The organism is Mesorhizobium sp. M0778, from assembly GCF_040320105.1.
GTDB lineage: Bacteria > Pseudomonadota > Alphaproteobacteria > Rhizobiales > Rhizobiaceae > Mesorhizobium.
Map to the genome: position 1 here is coordinate 98,159 of NZ_JAMYPA010000005.1, position 17,561 is coordinate 115,719.

The window sequence follows — 17,561 nt, forward strand, 5'->3', positions numbered from 1 at the left end:
CTCCGTCAGACGCGTTCGATGATCGTTGCGGTGCCCATGCCGGCGCCGATGCAAAGCGTCACCAGCGCGGTGTTCAGGTCGCGGCGTTCCAATTCGTCCAGCACCGTACCGAAGATCATCGCACCGGTGGCGCCCAGCGGATGGCCCATGGCGATGGCGCCGCCATTGACGTTGATCCGGTCATGAGGAATGTCGAAAGCCTGCATGTAGCGCAGCACCACCGAAGCGAAGGCCTCGTTAAGCTCGAACAGGTCGATGTCCGACAGCTTCATCTTCGCCCGCCTCAACAGCTTTTCGGTGACGTCGACCGGACCGGTCAGCATCAGCACCGGTTCGGAGCCGATGTTGGCAAAGGCGCGGATACGCGCGCGCGGCTTGAGGTCGAGCGTCTTTCCCGCCTTTTTCGAGCCGAGCAGCACGGCCGCCGCGCCATCGACGATGCCGGACGAATTTCCGGCATGGTGGACGTGGTTGACCTCTTCCACCTCGGGATGCTTCTGCACCGCGACGGCGTCGAAGCCGCCCATTTCGCCGGGCATGACGAAGGACGGGTTGAGCGCGGCCAGCGACTGCATGTCGGTCGAAGGCCGCATGTGCTCGTCGTGATCGAGAATGGTCAGGCCGTTCTGGTCCTTGACCGAGATCACCGAATTCTTGAAGCGGCCCTCGCCCCACGCCTTGGCGGCACGCTTCTGGCTTTCGACCGCGTAGGCATCGACGTCGTCGCGCGAAAACCCGTATTTGGTGGCGATCAGGTCGGCCGATATGCCTTGCGGCACGAACCAGCCGGGCAGGCCGACCGAAGGATCCATGAACCAGGCGCCGCCGGAGGCGCCCATGCCGACCCGCGACATCGATTCGACGCCACCGGCAATCACGATCTCGTCGGCGCCTTGCGCGATCTTGGCGGCGCCGAAATTGATGGCGTCGAGGCCCGAGGCGCAGAAGCGCGATATCTGCATGCCAGGCGCCTTGGTGTCGTAGCCGGCCTCGAAAGCAGCGGCACGTGGAATGACTGCACCCGCCTCGCCAACCGGATCGACACAGCCGAAGATGATGTCGTCGACGGTGCCGGTGTCCAGCCCGTTGCGGTCGCGGATCGCCTCGAGCACCTTGGCGCCGAGCCGCACCGCCGGCACTTCGTGCAGCGAGCCATCCTTCTTGCCCCTGCCGCGCGGCGTGCGCACGGCATCATAGACGTAAGCTTCGGCCATTTTCCTGCTCCTTGGGTTTGCTGAAAGTCGCTCAGAGAGAGCGCCCGATCAGCAATTTCATGATCTCGTTGGTTCCACCGTAGATGCGCTGGACGCGGGCGTCGCGGAACATGCGCGCAATCGGATATTCATTCATGTAGCCATAGCCGCCATGCAATTGAAGGCATTCGTCGACGACTTTTCCCTGCAGGTCTGACAGCCAGTATTTGGCCATCGAGGCCGTCACCGGGTCGAGGCCGCCGTTAATGTGGCGGGCAACGCAGTCATTATAGAAGACGCGCCCAATGGTCGCCTCGGTCTTCAATTCGGCCAGCTTGAACTGGGTGTTCTGGAATTCGATGATGGCCTTGCCGAAGGCCTTGCGCTCCTTGACGTAGTCGATGGTAAGAGCCAGCGCCCGCTCGACCATGGCGATAGCAGTGGTGCCGATCTGCAGCCGCTCCTGCGGCAATTGCTGCATCAGCTGGACGAAGCCCTGGCCTTCCTCGTTGCCAAGCAGGTTCGAGGTCGGCACACGCACGTCGTTGAAGAACAGTTCCGACGTGTCGTTGGCCTTGAGGCCGATCTTGTCGAGGTTGCGGCCGCGCTCGAAGCCCTCCACCTCGTCGGTCTCGACGACGATCAGCGAGATGCCCTTGGCACCTTTCTGCGGATCGGTCTTGGTGACGACGATGATGAAGTTAGCGAGCTGGCCGTTGGTGATAAAGGTCTTCGAGCCGTTGAGCTTGTACTGGTTGCCGTCCTTTTCGGCGCGCGTCTTGACGCCCTGCAGGTCGGAGCCCGCACCCGGCTCGGTCATGGCGATGGCGCCGATCAGTTCGCCGGTCGCCAGCCTCGGCAGCCATTTCTTCTTCTGCTCGTCCGAGCCGTAATGGAGGATGTAGGGGGCGACGATCGAATTGTGCAGGCCAATGCCGAACCCGTCGACGCCGACATGGGCGATCGCCTCGATGATGGCGCTCTCATGCGCGAAGCTGCCGCCCGAGCCGCCATATTCCTCCGGCATCGAGGCGCAGAGCAGGCCGGCCGCACCCGCCTTCAGCCAGCTTTCGCGGTCGACCATCTCGTTCTTCTCGAACTCGTCGTAACGCGGCGCGATCTCTTCCGACATGAAGCGGTGCGCCATGTCATAAAGCATGCCGACCTCGTCCGCCGCCCAGGCGGGTTTTGGAAGGCCAAGGATTTCGGCGGGACTGGTCATGTTTATTCTCTGATCCTCCTTCCAAGCACGCCGCCAGAATTGAGGCTGGCGCGCTGCCGTGGCGCCCTCTCCCGGCCGCTTCGCGGCCACCCTCCTCGCGAGGAAGAGGGGAGCCTAGAACGCTTCGGCCGGCAGCGCCATCAATGTGTCGGCGCCGCTGGAGATGCGGGCAAGGTGCGCCGCCGTCTCCGGCATGATCCGCTCCACGAAGAAGCGCGCCGTCACCAGCTTGTTGTCGTAGAAAGACGAAGCGCCGTCGGCGCCATTCGCCAATTTCGCTGCGGCCACCCTGGCCATCTGCGCCCACATATAGCCCAGCGCCACCAGGCCGAAGAGATGCATGTAGTCGGTCGAGGCGGCACCGGCATTGTCGGGCTTGGCCATGCCGTTCTGCATCAGCCACATCGTCGCCGCCTGCAGATCGTTGAGGCTCTTCTTCAGCGCCTTGGTGAAGGGCGCCATCTTCTCGTCGGTGCGGTTCTCCTCGCAGAACTCGCCGACTTCCCTAAAGAACGCCTGCACCGCGCGACCGCCATTCAAGGCCAGCTTGCGGCCGACGAGGTCGAGTGCCTGGATGCCGTTGGCACCCTCATAGATCATGGCGATGCGGGCATCGCGGACGAACTGGCTCATGCCGTGCTCTTCTATATAGCCGTGGCCTCCGAACACCTGCTGCGCCATTACCGCATGATCGAAACCCTTGTCGGTGAGCACGCCCTTGACCACCGGCGTCATCAGCCCGGTGTAGTCGTCGGCGGCCTGGCGGTCCTTGTCGTCACCGGAGCGGTGAGCGATGTCGGACTTGATCGCCGTCCACAGCGCCAGCGCCCGACCGGCCTCGTTGAAAGCTTTCATGGTCATCAGGCTGCGGCGGATGTCCGGATGGACGATGATCGGATCGGCCTTCCTGTCCGGTTCTTTCGGCCCCGACAGCGAGCGGCCCTGCAGGCGATCCTTGGCGTAGGAAACCGCATTCTGGTAGGCAACTTCCGACAGCGAGAGCCCCTGCAGGCCGACGCCAAGCCGCGCCTCATTCATCATGGTGAACATGGCTTTCAGCCCGCCATTGGCCTCGCCGAGCAGTGTGCCTTCAGCGTCGTCGTAATTCATGACGCAGGTCGAATTGCCATGGATACCCATCTTCTCCTCGATCGAGCCACAGGAGACGGTGTTCTTCTCGCCCGGATTGCCTGATGCATCGAGCTTGAGCTTCGGCACGATGAACAGCGAGATGCCCTTCACGCCATCCGGCGCGCCCTCGATACGGGCCAGCACGAGGTGGACGATGTTTCCCGACATGTCATGCTCGCCGGCCGAGATGAATATCTTCTGGCCGGAGATCCTATAGGTGCCGTCGCCATTTGGAACGGCCTTGGTGCGCAGCAAGCCGAGATCGGTTCCGCAGTGCGGCTCGGTCAGGTTCATGGTGCCGGTCCAGGCGCCCTCGACCAGCTTCGGCAACCATGTCGCCTTCTGCTCTTTGGTGCCATGGGTGATGATCGCAGCGATCGCACCTTGCGTCAGTCCGGCATACATCATCAGCGACATATTGGCCGACACCATATATTCGGCAACCGCAGTATGCACTGCATAGGGCAAGCCTTGCCCGCCAAACTCGACAGGTGCGGCGAGCCCCATCCAGCCACCTTCGCGATACTGATCGAAGGCTTCCTTGAAGCCTTTTGGCGTCGTCACCGACCCGTCGACATGGCGCACACAACCTTCCACGTCGCCGACACGGTTGAGCGGCTGCATGACGTTTTCGGCGAGCTTCGCGCCCTCGGCAAGGATGGCCTCGAGCACATCCGGCGTCGCGTCGGAAAATCCGGGAAGATTGGAATAGCGCTGATAGCCCAGCACCTCGTTCAGCACGAACAGCGTGTCCCGGATCGGCGCTCTGTAGATCGGCATGCGTTTCCTCCACCATGCGGTCTTGGCCCCGAAATCAGCCTCAGCATATGAGGATGGCAGACGGACCAACGTTGCGGTCGAGATAACAAATATTGACGTTTGCGTAAACGTCAATTCTGCGATGGGGCAAATTTTCTCCCGCGCGCCAAGACGGCAAACGGCGAAGGACGGTAACGACGAAGAACCGCGCCGCGGAAACCCCGCCGGTGTGATTAATAATGAAATGGCAGGTTTAGTTTAGCTCGCCACGCTGGCCTGCGGCGCCGAGCGCTCGATCAGCATTTGCCGGACGGTCGACATCGAGGCACTCAGTTCGCTGATAGCGTCATCGATCAACGCCCGCTGCTTCTGCAGGCGGGCAAGCTGCTTCTCCGACTTGTCGAGCGCCAACCGCAACTGCTTGGTGTTGGAGCCGTTCGGATCGTAGAGGTCCATCATCTGCTTGACGTCACGCAGCGAGAACCCGACCTTGCGGCCGAGCAAGATCAGTTTCAGCCGGGCCCTGTCGCGGCGTGTATAGAGACGGGTTGAGCCGTCACGCTGCGGGTTGAGTAGACCCTTGTCCTCATAGAAACGCAGCGTGCGCAGCGTCACTCCGTATTTCTTGGCCATTTCGCCGATGCGGACAAGCTCTTCACCGGCTTCGCTCGACATATCGTTGGTATTGGCCGCGGCTTGGCCGGGCGAAATAAGTTTCATGGTCACTGGCTTTCCCCGTCTGGTGGCGTCGCGGTCGCGGACCTTGCGTCGCCTGAGTGAAAGCGGGGGCGTGCTTCCACTCGTGGTTTCAACAAACAAATCGCAAACGGCGTAATCCGCTCGTTTACGTTTACGTCAATGCTATATCGATAGCCGCCTTACGACGCAAGAGCGTTCTGGGCTTGGAACTTTATGCCGCAGCGCCGGTGGATAACCTAAAAGTCGTGGCCGATTTCGGGAGCGATCATGCGGCTGATCAAAATTCTACAGCGTCTTTTGTGCGTCCAAAAAGACACCCGGCGCCGTCCGCAGCCAGTCGACAAAGTTGCAACTTCTTAAGCTTGGTTAACGCGTTGTTTACCACGTTGGGGCGAAATGTGCGCATGTCGGTTACCCGTGTTTATCCTGTATTGAATTTTTCACGGTTTTTCGGAGCGCGGGTAAGACCCGGGAAGCTCGTCTTCCACTGCAACAAGCCAAGCAGTCGCGTTCGTCCCGGCAGGACTTTGGGAACCTGGTGAAAGCCAGCAATTCTGAAACGGGCGCATTGATGAACAGCAAGCGGTCCTATCTCGATACACTCAACGCCGGCAGGCAGCGCAGGCCGCACACGACGCTTGAAGAGCTCAACCGTTCCCTGGAAACGCTGGAGCAGCGACTGGAGCGGACGCGCGAGGAGACTGCAAGCCATCCCGGTCCACGCCGACCAGCAGCAGAACCGCGCTATCCTAGTGCCCAACCCTATGGCCAGCAGCGCCGGTACGAGGACCCACGCGACGCGCAGCGGCCGAAAGGTCCAGCGGCGGCCGTCGACCAGAACTACCAGGCGATCGCCCGCGATATCGACCGGGTGCGCGGCCAGGAGGACGGCGTCGCCCTAGCCGGCAAGATCGCTGGCGAATTGCGCGGCCTGCGCGAAGAGCTTCGCCAGCAGATGACCTCCGGCCTGCAACGCGAGTTCGACGCACTGCGCAAGAATATCGAGCGAGCCTACCAGTCAAATGGCGGCGGCAAGGGCAGCGCCGAACTCGGCGTCGAATTCGAGCGGCTTTCCGGCGCCATCCAGACGCTGGCCGAAAAAAGCGACGACAGAAGCGTCAATATGTTGCGGCTCGAGCTTGAGCAGGTCAAGGCAGCTCTCGATACGCTGGCGCGCGAGGAGAGCGTGCAGGCAGTGGGCCGCCGCTGGGACGATTTCGACCGCCGCTGGAGCGCCTTCGAGGACCGCGTCGACGCCGATCAGCGCAAGCGCTCCGACGCGCCCGGCCTGTCGGCGCTGACCGAGCGGCTCGAACAGATCAGCAATGCCGTCAGCAATCTGCCGGAATCGCTGTCGCTGCGCTCGCTGGAGGAAAAGGTCCGCATGCTTGCCGGAGCGGTCGACCATTTCGCCCGCCAGCAGGACAATCGCGGCAGCGACACATTCAGTCAGATCGACGAGCGGCTCGACGAGATTTCCCGCGCGATCGTCGCCTCGACGGTTGCCGCGCAAGCCAATTCGTTCGACCCCGAGCCCTTCGAACGCATCGAGAAGCGGATCGATTCACTGGCCCAGCAAATCGAAGAAGTGTCGCAGGATCGTCCGGGCCGGGAGGTCATCGACCGTCTCAACACATTGTCGAGCCGCGTGGATGAGCTGGCCGGCCGAGCCAATCTGCCGGAACAAGCTATGGAGCGCCTTGCCAGGCAAGTCGCGCTTATCGCCGACAAGATCGACCATGCACCTGCCATGCCCGACGCCGACTACATCTTCCAGGGGCTCGAGCAGCGCTTCGATGTGCTGTCCAGCATGATGGAACGTCGCCAGGGCGACGCCATCGAACAAGGCAACATGCTGTTTCGCGACCTTGAGCGCCGGTTGGACGAAGTCGCCGACAGGCTGGATCAGCGCATGCCGCAGGTCGACAGCGCCGGCATCATGGATGCCATCGACGCCCGCTTCACCGCGCTGGCCAAGCGGATGGAGACGCGCGTTCCAGATCCCGCCAGCGAGGCGGCGATCCGCGGCCTGGAGAGCCGGCTCGAAGACATTTCAAGCCGGCTGGATTCGTCCGCGGCACAGGTCGCCAGCATCGACCCAGCGTTGATCCGCAGCCTCGAAGCGCAGGTCGCGGGCCTGACGGCGCATCTTTCCAAGCCCGGCACGCCGCTGCCGGAATTCGACGACATCAGCCCGCGCCTCAACGAGATCGAGAAGTCGCTGGCCGGAACCCGCGATTCCATCCTCGGCGCGGCGCGCGAGGCGGCCGAGAGCGCCGTCCGCTCGCTGGCCGGATCAAGCGCCAACACGGCGGCCGTTACCGGCCTCGCCCAGGACCTGAAGACGCTCGAGGCGCTGACGCGCCGTTCGGACGAGCGCAATTCAAGGACGTTCGAGGCTATCCACGACACGCTGCTCAAGATTGTTGACAGGCTAGGTTCCCTGGAGACCGGCGAACCGGCAAGCGCAGAGTTGAGCAAACGCTTCGGCCGGGCATCCAAGATCTCGGTGCAGGACGCACCGTCGATGGACATCGACCAGCCGCTGCCGTTAACGGGCAACATGGCCGATCTGGACGGTCGCACCGCGGCGCTCGTGCGCGACGAGCCAGGTCCGCGTACGCCGGCCGAGGCGGCCGCGGCAGCCGCCCTGGCGGCCCTCGGTTCAGACACGACGCATGAAAAAACCGAGCAGGGCGGCGGCAGGAAATCGATGTTAGGCGGGCTGGCGCGCGCCTTGAAGGGCAAGAAGGAGGCCGAGATGCCGCCGCTTGCCGGCTCGGCGTCGAGCGTCGAAATACCGAGCGTCGATCTCGACGAGCCGCTCGACCCCAAGGTCGCCAATCGGCCATTGGAACCCGGCTCCGGCGCCCCCGACCTCAGCGCCATCATGAAACGTGTGCGCGACGAGCGCGGGCAGCTGGCCCGCGAAGGCGGCGCCGAAGCGGCGAAATCGGACTTCATCGCGGCAGCCAGACGGGCTGCGCAAGCGGCGGCCGCCGAGGCGGACGCCCTTAAGCGCCAGTCGACGATGAAAGGCCCGGTCAAGGCGCTCAGGATAGGCGACCTGCTCAAGGCGCGGCGCAAGCCGATCCTGATGGGGGCAATTGCCATCATGCTGGCGCTTGCCGGCCTGCAACTGGGCAAAGCCTTCTTCTCCGATCCGGTCGAAGTCGCCAACAATGACGCGGCGCCGGCTGTGGCCGCACAGCCGGTGGAGACTGCATTGGCCAGCGTTGCCAGCGAACCGAAGGCGGACGCGCAGACGGCAGCGCAGGATAGCGCGCCGTCCTCCATCGTCAGGCAGGCAGAGCCGTCCGCAGCGACGACCAAGGACGACACGGCGGCGCAAACCGGCCCCGCCACACCGGCAACCGAGGCATCGACAGCCCCCGCGGCAGCCCCTGACATGGCGGCGCCAGACGCCACGGCCGCAGTGCCCGCACCGGCAGCGGCGACGGCCAGCGACGCCGAGCCAATGGCTGCCGCGCCTGCTACCACCACAGCTGCGACGCAGGACACGACGGGCACGGTGCCGCCGGCAGATGCTGCCGCGGCAAGCGTTGCCAAGATCGAGGTTCCGGCCGGTGTCGGTCCGGCCGCCCTGCGCGATGCAGCGGCCGGCGGCGACGCCAAGGCACTGTTCGAGATCGGCTCGCGCTACGCCGAGTCGCGCGGCGTCAAGGAAGACATGGCAGCGGCGGCCAAATGGTACGAGAAAGCTGCCGATCTCGGTTTCGCACCGGCAGAATACCGCATCGGCAATTTCTACGAGAAGGGCATCGGCGTCGCACGCGACATCAAAAAAGCGAAGACCTGGTACCAGCTTGCCGCAGAGCAGGGCAACGCCAGCGCCATGCACAATCTGGCCGTGCTGTTTGCGATGGCGGCGGATGGCGTGACCGACAATGAATCGGCAGCGCGCTGGTTCCAGGCGGCGGCGGACCTCGGCGTCAAGGACAGCCAGTTCAATCTCGGCATCCTTGCGGCGAAGGGCGTCGGCATGAAGCAGAACCTCGAGGAGAGCTACAAATGGTTCGCGCTCGTCGCCAAGACCGGCGACAAGGATGCGGCGGCCAAGCGCGACGAGATCGCCAAAGCCCTGAGACCCGAGCAGCTGGAGCGTACGCGTGCCGCGGCCGAGCTGTGGAAGGCCAAGCCGCTCGATCCAGCCGCCAATTCGGCCGACATTCCTGAATCGTGGCAGGACGGCACACCGCAGACGACGGCCGGCATCGACATGAAGAAAGCGGTCCAGAACATCCAGCGCATCCTCAACAAGAACGGCTACGAGGCCGGCAATCCCGACGGCATGATGGGCCGGAAAACCAAGAACGCGATCATGGCCTTCCAGACCGACAACGACATGAAGGCAACCGGCGCGATCGACGAAAAGCTGGTCAAGGCGTTGCTCGCGCGCAAATAACGGCGGATGCGTCGTTTCCGCGACGCCCTTGCCACAGATTTGCCTGTTAACTGATTGAGTTGTTTTTTGTTTCGGCGGTGCGACGAAGTTTGACTTCACCGCCCGGCCGGCGCAAGAACGAGATAGCCTTCTGACGCAAAATGCCCGCAACGGTTGCATTCGCCAGGAGGCAAACTGATCGAGACTGACGGGTGGGCATCTATCTCCCGATCGCGGAAATTTCCGTTAACGTCTTCGTGCTGCTGGCCATGGGCGCAGCGGTGGGTTTCCTGTCGGGCATGTTCGGCGTGGGCGGCGGCTTTCTCATCACGCCGCTGCTGATCTTCTACAACATACCGCCCGCGATTGCGGTCGCCACCGGCGCCAACCAGGTCATCGCTTCCTCCTTCTCCGGCGCCCTGTCGCACATGAAGCGCGGCACGCTCGACTTCAAGCTCGGCGGCGTGCTTTTGGCCGGCGGCATCGTCGGCTCGACCGGCGGCATCTATGTCTTTGCGTTCCTGCGCCGACTCGGCCAGCTCGATCTGTTCATCTCGCTGCTCTATGTCGTGCTGCTCGGCACTGTCGGCGGGCTGATGCTGGTCGAGAGTATCAATGCGCTGCGCGTCACCCGCAGCGGCGCCGCACCGGTGTTGAAGAAATCCGGCCAGCACAACTGGATCCACCGTCTGCCGCTGAAGATGCGGTTCAGGGCCTCGAAGCTCTTCGTCAGCGTCATTCCGGTGCTTGGGCTGGGCGCGGCGATTGGCTTCCTATCGTCGATCATGGGCGTCGGCGGCGGCTTCATCATGGTGCCGGCCCTGATCTACCTTTTGAAAGTGCCGACCAACGTCGTCATCGGCACCTCGCTGTTCCAGATCATCTTCACCTCGGCTTACACCACGCTGGTCCACGCCACCACCAACCAGACGGTCGACGTCATGCTCGCCTTCCTGTTGATGGCAGGCGGCGTCGCCGGCGCACAATATGGCGCCAAGGCCGGTCAGAGGCTGCGGGGCGAACAACTCAGGGCGCTGCTGGCGCTGCTTGTGCTGGCGGTCGCCATCCGGCTCGCCATCGATCTTTTCGTCACGCCTCCCAATCTCTATTCGCTGTCCGGCGTGGGCCTGAGCTGATGGCTGGCTTGAGGACGCTCGCGGCCGCCGCCTTGCTGTCGCTGCTGGCCGCGGCGTCAGCGGCGAAGGCACAGACGCCACTAACCGAAAACATCCAGATCGGCCTTTCCACCGACAATGTCTCGATTACCGCCGGCTTTTCCGGCGCCGACCTGACCATCTTCGGATCGCTGGAAAATGCCGATCCGCTTGTCGCACGGCAAGGGCGCTACGACGTGATCGTTGTGCTGGAAGGCCCGGCCCGACCGGTCGTCGTGCGCCGCAAGGACCGGGTGCTCGGCGTCTGGGTCAATCTGGAGTCGGAGACCTTCGAAAACGTACCTGTCTCCTATTCTGTGGCGACGACGCGGCCGCTGCAGGACGTCACCGATCCGAACAGCTACAAGCAGCTGTCGCTTGGCGCCTCCAACCTCTATTTGCAGCCGGCCGACGCCGAGGACAGCCCGGCGACAATCGAGGAGTTCACCGCCGCGCTGCGCGAGCGCAAGGCGGCAACAGGCCTCTACAGCGAGAATGTCGGCGGTGTGCAGTTCCTGTCGCAGAACCTGTTCCGCGCCACCGTCAGGCTCGCTCCCAACGTTCCGGTCGGCACCCACAAGGCGCGCGCCTTCCTGTTCAAGAGCGGCCTGTTCATCAAGGAAAGCTCCGCCCAGCTCGAAATCCGCAAGTCCGGTTTCGAACAGTCGATCTTCCGCGTCGCCCACGACTACTCCTTCCTCTACGGTGTCTTTGCCGTATCGCTGGCCATGCTGACAGGCTGGCTCGGAAGACTGGTCTTCAGGAAAGACTGAACTCTCGTAAAAGTGGTTTCCCTTTCCGAGGGTATGGGCTAGACCGCGATCCCCGGTCCGACCGGGCACGAGCTGCTGCTCCCCAAATCAGAATATAGGAACGCACGATGCGACCAGCATTTGCCGGTATCGACTTCGGCACTTCGAATTCCACCGTGAGCGTGGTCAGGAACGGGCAGCCGCGGCTGGTGGCCTTGGAAGACGGCCAAGTCACTCTGCCCAGTGCGGTGTTCTTCAATTTCGAGGACAACCGCACCTATTTCGGGCGACGCGCCATCGCCAACTATACGGACAGTATCGAAGGCCGCCTGATGCGCTCGCTGAAGAGCGTTCTCGGCAGCTCGCTCGCTCACGAAAAGACGCGCATCAAGGCGCGCTCGATCGGCTTCATGGAAATTGTCAGCCTATTTGTCGGCCACCTGAAAAAGAAGCTCGAAGAAAACGCCCTCGACACAGTCGAAAGCGTCGTAATCGGACGGCCGGTACAGTTCGTAGACGACGACGCCGGGGCCGACGCCGAGGCCGAGCACGAACTCGAAAATGCCGCTCGCGCTCAGGGCTTCAAGCACATCGCCTTCCAATTCGAGCCGATCGCGGCGGCACTCGACTACGAACAGAAGGTGACGCGCGAGGAACTGGCGCTGATCATCGACATGGGCGGCGGCACGTCCGATTTCTCGATCGTGCGGGTCTCGCCCGAGCGCGCCCGCTCGCTCGACCGCAAGGACGACATCCTGGCCAGCCGCGGCATCCACATCGGCGGCACCGACTTCGATCGGCTGCTGAGCATCGCCCATGTGATGCCTCAGCTCGGCTATCTGACGTCGACTAAGGATGGCAAGCGCAATCTGCCGGCGAGCTACTTCATCGACCTGGCGACATGGCAGCGCATCAACCTGGTCTATACCGCAAGGGCGATGACGCATCTTCGCCAGATCCGCTACGAGGCAGAGCGCGCAGACCTGGTCGACCGCTTCATCCACATCGTCGAGCATCGTTACGGCCACGCGCTGGCGGCGCTGGTCGAAAGGGCCAAGATCGAGCTGACGGATCGATCGTCGGCCGGTATCGAGGTCGCGCTACCGGAGGTGAGGTTCACGGCAGAGATCACGCGCGAAGGTCTCGAAGCCACTATCGCTCGGGATATTGAGCGCGTTGCAGGTACCGTCGAGCAGACCGTCCGCGACGCGCAGGTGAAGCCCTCCGACATCACGGCGGTGTTCCTGACCGGCGGATCGACCGCGATCCCGCTGGCCAGGCAGCAGATCCTGGCTCTGGTGCCGCAGGCGTCGGTTATCGAAGGCGATGTGTTCGGCTCAGTCGGGCTTGGGCTGGCGCTCGACGCACAGCGGAAGTTCGCCTGATCGGCTTAAAGCGGCGCGGCTCTCTCAGCTTTGCCGCCGAGATGCGCCTTGAGCGCCATCTGGGCCAGGCTTGGCTGCCGGTCGCGATGCGTGATCATGGCAAATTCGCGCTTCGGCAGATCGATCGGCACGGAACGCAGACTGCCTTCGGCGACCGCGCGCGCGACGACGAGTTCCGAAATGATGCTGGCGCCGGCGCCGGCCTCGACCGCCTGGCGAATAGCCTCATTGCTCGGCAATACCAGGAATATCTGTAGGTCCGCGAACGAAATCCCGTCGCGTCGGGCAAGGTCCTCCAGCGCCTCGCGCGTGCCCGACCCGCCTTCGCGAATGATCCAGCGAAGCCCGCCAAGGTCGGGATGCCCAGGCGAAACTTCCGCGATCTCAGGGTGCGAGCGCGCCACGACCAGCATCATGCGATCGATATCGACCTTGGCACGCCGCAAAATGTCGGATTCGGTGCGCCCCTCGACCAGGCCAAAATCGGCTGCGCCATCAAGTACATTGGTCTCGACCTGCCTGGTGTTGCCAATGCTCACGCTCAGCCTGACGGCAGGATAGGCTTCGTGGAAAGAAGCGAGCCGGCGCGGCAGCCAATAGCTGGCGATGGTCTGGCTGGCAGCGATCGAGAGACTGCCTGATATCGTCTGCGAGACATGCTCCAGCACGTTGTGGGCGGCCGCCGCCCGCTCGAGAACCGCCTTGGCCTCCGGCAGGAACCGGCGTCCGGTCTCGGCGAGCTCGATATTGCGGCCCACTCGGTTGAACAACTGCACGCCGTGCTGCTGTTCGAGCGAGCGGATGGCGGCGGACGCGGCCGACTGTGAAATGCCTAACAAGTCGGCCGCTTTGGTCATGTGCCCCCGTTCGGCGACGGCGACGAAGATCCGCAATTGGTCCAGAGTCATGCCAGCATTAAGAAGCAAATCCGATTGGAATTACAAGAGCAAGTTGTTAGACAGATTGATTGCTTTGTTCTAAATTTTAGCCCGAAATTGGAAAAAAGTCGCGCCAGAACAGTCGAGGGTAGAAATTGGTGAGGCTGTTCAAATCCGTGTTTACGCACTGGACCCGCAGCCTGCGGTGGCGGCTCGTCGGTGAACGCTATCGGCCGGAACAGCATTACATGCGCGGCCCAGGCCCGAAGACGAGAGCCAAGGCCGCGGAACGCAACAACATCGCCGGATCATGACCAACAAACCGCTGCGCGGCGCCAACTCAGCACCATCCCAACGGCCGCTTGCCGATACGCGCGCGCCCGCCGAAGGCGACGGCGTCGATACTTCGCCTGATGTCTCCGACAGCATCGCCAAGACCACCTGCTATATGTGCGCCTGCCGCTGCGGCATCGACGTCCACATCAAGGACGGCAAAGTCCGCTACATCAACGGCAACAAGGACCATCCGGTCAACCGTGGCGTGCTGTGCGGCAAGGGCAGCGCCGGCATCATGCAGCACTACAGCCCGGCTCGGCTGAAGAAGCCGCTGCTGCGCACCGGCCCGCGCGGCTCGGGTGAGTTCCGCGAGATCGAGTGGGAGGAAGCTTTGTCGATCGCGACGAAGCGGCTTTCGAATATCCGCCGAACCGATCCGAAGAAACTCGCCTTGTTCACCGGGCGCGACCAGTCGCAATCGCTGACCGGCTGGTGGGCGAGCCAGTTCGGCACACCGAACTTTGCCGCCCATGGCGGCTTCTGCTCGGTCAATATGGCGGCCGGCGGCCTCTACACGATCGGCGGCTCGTTCTGGGAGTTCGGCGAGCCCGACTGGGACAACACCAAATACTTCATGCTGTTCGGGGTTGCCGAGGATCATGATTCCAATCCGATCAAGATCGGTCTCGGCAAGCTCAAGGCACGCGGCGCCAAGGTGGTCTCGATCAATCCCTGCCGCACCGGCTACAACGCGATTGCCGACGACTGGATCGGCATCCGGCCCGGTACCGACGGCCTGTTCGTGTTTGCGCTCGTCCACGAATTGCTTAAGGCCGGCCGTGTCGATCTCGACTACCTCTTGCGCTACACCAACGCCCATCTTCTCGTCATTCAAGAGCCTGGTGCTGCCGATGATGGGCTGTTCATGCGCGACGGCGACGGCAATCCGCTGGCTTGGGACAGGGGGGCAAAGATGCCAGTCAATGCCAGTGACGCCGACGCGAAGCCCGCACTGACCGGCAGCTTTCTCGTCGACGGCCGCCGTTGCGTGCCGGTCTTCCAACTCGTCGCCGACCGCTATCTGGATGAGAGCTATTCACCCGAGGCGGTCACTGACCGGTGCGGCATCTCCGCCGATACCATCCGCAGGATCGCCGCCGAACTCGCTCATGTCGCCTTCGAACAGCAAATCGAATTGCCGGTGGCGTGGACGGACTGGGCCGGCCGCCGGCACGAGACCATCAAGGGCCGACCGGTGTCGATGCATGCGATGCGCGGCATCTCGGCCCATTCGAACGGTTTTCACTCTTGCCGCGCCATTCATCTGCTTCAGGTGCTTCTCGGCACGGTGGACGTGCCGGGCGGCTTTCGCTTCAAACCGCCTTATCCACGGTCTGCACCGCCGGGTCCGAAGCCAGCCGGCAAGAATGTGAAGCCGATGACGCCGCTCGAGGGCATGCCGCTCGGTTTTGTCTGCGGACCGGGGGACCTGCTGATCGACGAAGGCGGCAAACCGATCCGTATCGACAAGGCCTACTCCTGGGATGCGCCGCTGGCCGCACACGGGCTCATGCACACGGTTATCCGTAACGCCTGGGCCGGCGATCCCTACACGATCGACACTCTGTTCATGTACATGTCCAACATGGCTTGGAACTCGTCGATGAATACCGTCGAGACGATGGCCATGCTGACCGATATTGATGCGTCGGGTGAGTACACGATCCCGTTCATCATCTATTCCGACGCTTATTATTCCGAGACCGTACCTTTTGCCGATCTGGTGCTGCCGGACACGACCTATCTCGAGCGTCATGACTGTATCAGTTTGCTCGATCGGCCGATCAGCCACGCCGACGGGCCGGGCGACGCCATCCGCCATCCCGTCGTCGAGCCGGATCGCGACGTCAGGCCGTTCCAGACGGTGCTGATCGAACTCGGCGCGCGGCTCAGCCTGCCCGGCTTCGTCGACGACGATGGTTCCGCCAAATACCGCGACTATGCCGACTACATCGTCAATCACGAGCGCACGCCAGGTGTCGGTCCGCTCGCCGGCTGGCGCGGCAAGGACGGGGCCTCGGTCGGCAAGGGCGACGTCAATCCCGACCAGTTGCAGCGCTACATCGATAATGGCGGCTTCTGGCACCAGGATTTCGCCGCCGATCAGCGCTACTACAAGATGGCCAACCGCTCCTATCTCGAATTCGCCGAGAGCATGGGCTTCATCCCGAAGGCCGAGCCGATCGTCTTCCAACTCTATTCCGAGCCGATGCAGCGCTTTCGCCTTGCGGCGCGCGGCCATGGCGGGGTGCTGCCGCCGGAGGCGGAGCGCAGCCGTATCGAGACCTATATGGATCCGCTGCCGTTCTGGTACGCGCCCTTCGAAGAGGCTGCAGTCGATAGCCAAGCCTATCCGCTCCACGCGCTGACGCAGCGGCCGATGCACATGTACCATTCCTGGGGCGCGCAGAATGCGTGGCTAAGGCAGATCACCAGCCAGAACCGGCTGTTCGTGCACAATCGGACCGCCGCCAGCCTCGGGCTTGTCGATGACGACTGGGTGTGGATCGAGAGCATCAACGGCAAGGTCAAGGGGCAGATCAGCCTGATCGACGGCGTCAACGCCGATACGGTGTGGACCTGGAACGCGATCGGCAAACGGCGCGGCAGCTGGGGGCTCAAGGATGACGCGGCCGAATCCAATCGCGGCTTCCTGCTCAACCACATCATCGGCGACCAGACCTCTGCCGATGCGAATGGCAAACGCTATTCGAATTCCGATCCTGTCACCGGCCAGGCGGCATGGTTCGACCTGCGCGTGCGCATCGTCAAATGCGCGGCCGAGGAAGCTGGCTTCACCGAGCCGCAATTCGAGCGGTTCCGGCAGCCGCCACACTTCGAGCCCTCGCCCGACAAGCTCAGTTTCGGCGCCGAATTCCGTCGGGAGAGAGAAGCTGCCGAATGACTTGCCTTCCCGCCCACACCGACAAAAAGCTCGGCCTGGTCATCGACCTCGACACCTGCGTTGGTTGCCAGGCCTGCGTCACCGCCTGCAAGGAATGGAACACCGGCGGCCATATGGCGCCGCTAACCGACATCGACCCCTATGGCGGCAATGTCGACGGCGTCTGGTTCAACCGCGTGCACAGTTATGAGCACATGACCGAGATGGGTGGGCGCACGGTCAATTTCCCGCGCTCCTGCCTGCACTGCGAGACACCGGCGTGCGTCACGGTCTGCCCGACCGGCGCCTCCTACAAACGGGCGTCGGATGGCATCGTGCTGGTCGACGAGGACAAATGCATCGGCTGTAAATTGTGCAGCTGGGCCTGCCCCTACGGCGCGCGCGAATTCGACACGGATGTCGGCGTGATGAAGAAATGTACGCTGTGCGTCGACCGCATCTATAACGACAATCTGGCGGAGGAAGACCGCGTGCCGGCCTGCGTTGCCGCCTGCCCGACCAGCGCGCGGCATTTCGGCGATCTGGGCGATCCGGCATCGGCTATCTCGCAACTGGTGGCGGAGCGCGGCGGTGTCGACCTGATGCCGGAGATGGGCTACAGGCCGACCAACAAATATCTGCCGCCACGCGCCCACACCAATCGCGCCGCATCGGTGCCGGCACAGGCGCTCCAGCCGATGCGAGCCGAAGGCGGTTTCCTTGGCTGGGTCGACCGCATGCTTTCGAACTGACCCGCGCCTTC

General features: G+C 63.1%; 11 protein-coding genes. 6 read left to right on the forward strand and 5 right to left on the reverse strand.

Annotation, left to right across the window (positions count from 1 at the left end):
• Window positions 1-5: 5 nt before the first annotated feature.
• From NKI22_RS09325 to NKI22_RS09340, 4 genes are all read right to left on the reverse strand, one after another.
• Window positions 6-1,214, reverse strand: a complete 1,209-nt coding sequence (locus tag NKI22_RS09325) for an acetyl-CoA C-acetyltransferase (protein ID WP_352547915.1) — start codon at window positions 1,212-1,214, stop codon at window positions 6-8.
• Between the two features lie 31 nt (window positions 1,215-1,245).
• A complete protein-coding gene (locus NKI22_RS09330; RefSeq protein WP_023719511.1) occupies window positions 1,246-2,415 on the reverse strand; it encodes an acyl-CoA dehydrogenase family protein in 1,170 nt (389 codons plus the stop codon).
• Between the two features lie 114 nt (window positions 2,416-2,529).
• Window positions 2,530-4,326 (reverse strand): acyl-CoA dehydrogenase, encoded by a 1,797-nt coding sequence (locus NKI22_RS09335; protein ID WP_352482491.1) that lies wholly within the window; start codon window positions 4,324-4,326, stop codon window positions 2,530-2,532.
• Between the two features lie 237 nt (window positions 4,327-4,563).
• On the reverse strand, window positions 4,564-5,025 hold the full coding sequence (locus NKI22_RS09340; protein ID WP_023719513.1) for a MerR family transcriptional regulator: 462 nt from the start codon (window positions 5,023-5,025) through the stop codon (window positions 4,564-4,566).
• 550 nt (window positions 5,026-5,575) lie between these two features.
• Here NKI22_RS09340 and NKI22_RS09345 point away from each other — a divergent pair.
• The 4 genes from NKI22_RS09345 to NKI22_RS09360 all read left to right on the forward strand — a co-directional run bounded on the left by NKI22_RS09345 (window position 5,576) and on the right by NKI22_RS09360 (window position 12,700).
• Window positions 5,576-9,430 (forward strand): peptidoglycan-binding protein, encoded by a 3,855-nt coding sequence (locus tag NKI22_RS09345; RefSeq protein ID WP_352815750.1) that lies wholly within the window; start codon window positions 5,576-5,578, stop codon window positions 9,428-9,430.
• A 191-nt stretch (window positions 9,431-9,621) separates the two neighbouring features.
• A complete protein-coding gene (locus tag NKI22_RS09350; RefSeq protein WP_023719515.1) occupies window positions 9,622-10,545 on the forward strand; it encodes a sulfite exporter TauE/SafE family protein in 924 nt (307 codons plus the stop codon).
• A complete protein-coding gene (locus NKI22_RS09355) occupies window positions 10,545-11,336 on the forward strand; it encodes a TIGR02186 family protein (RefSeq protein ID WP_023719516.1) in 792 nt (263 codons plus the stop codon). The genes NKI22_RS09350 and NKI22_RS09355 overlap by 1 nt, the downstream gene beginning before the upstream one ends.
• A 107-nt stretch (window positions 11,337-11,443) precedes the next feature.
• On the forward strand, window positions 11,444-12,700 hold the full coding sequence (locus tag NKI22_RS09360; protein WP_352483221.1) for an Hsp70 family protein: 1,257 nt from the start codon (window positions 11,444-11,446) through the stop codon (window positions 12,698-12,700).
• 5 nt (window positions 12,701-12,705) lie between these two features.
• Here the strand turns inward: NKI22_RS09360 and NKI22_RS09365 are convergent, their stop codons facing one another.
• The gene (locus NKI22_RS09365) at window positions 12,706-13,608 is read right to left on the reverse strand and encodes a LysR substrate-binding domain-containing protein (protein ID WP_352815752.1); all 903 of its coding nucleotides are present in this window, start codon (window positions 13,606-13,608) and stop codon (window positions 12,706-12,708) included.
• A 280-nt stretch (window positions 13,609-13,888) separates the two neighbouring features.
• On the opposite strand from NKI22_RS09365, the gene NKI22_RS09370 reads away from it, so the two are divergent.
• Window positions 13,889-16,819 carry a molybdopterin oxidoreductase family protein gene (locus NKI22_RS09370; protein ID WP_352549133.1) on the forward strand — a complete coding sequence of 977 codons (2,931 nt, stop codon included), beginning with the start codon at window positions 13,889-13,891 and terminating at the stop codon, window positions 16,817-16,819.
• Window positions 16,816-17,550: a 4Fe-4S dicluster domain-containing protein gene (locus NKI22_RS09375; protein ID WP_023719521.1), complete on the forward strand. Its 735-nt coding sequence runs from the start codon at window positions 16,816-16,818 to the stop codon at window positions 17,548-17,550. Before NKI22_RS09370 ends, NKI22_RS09375 begins: the two co-directional genes overlap by 4 nt.
• The last annotated feature ends 11 nt before the right edge of the window (window positions 17,551-17,561 follow it).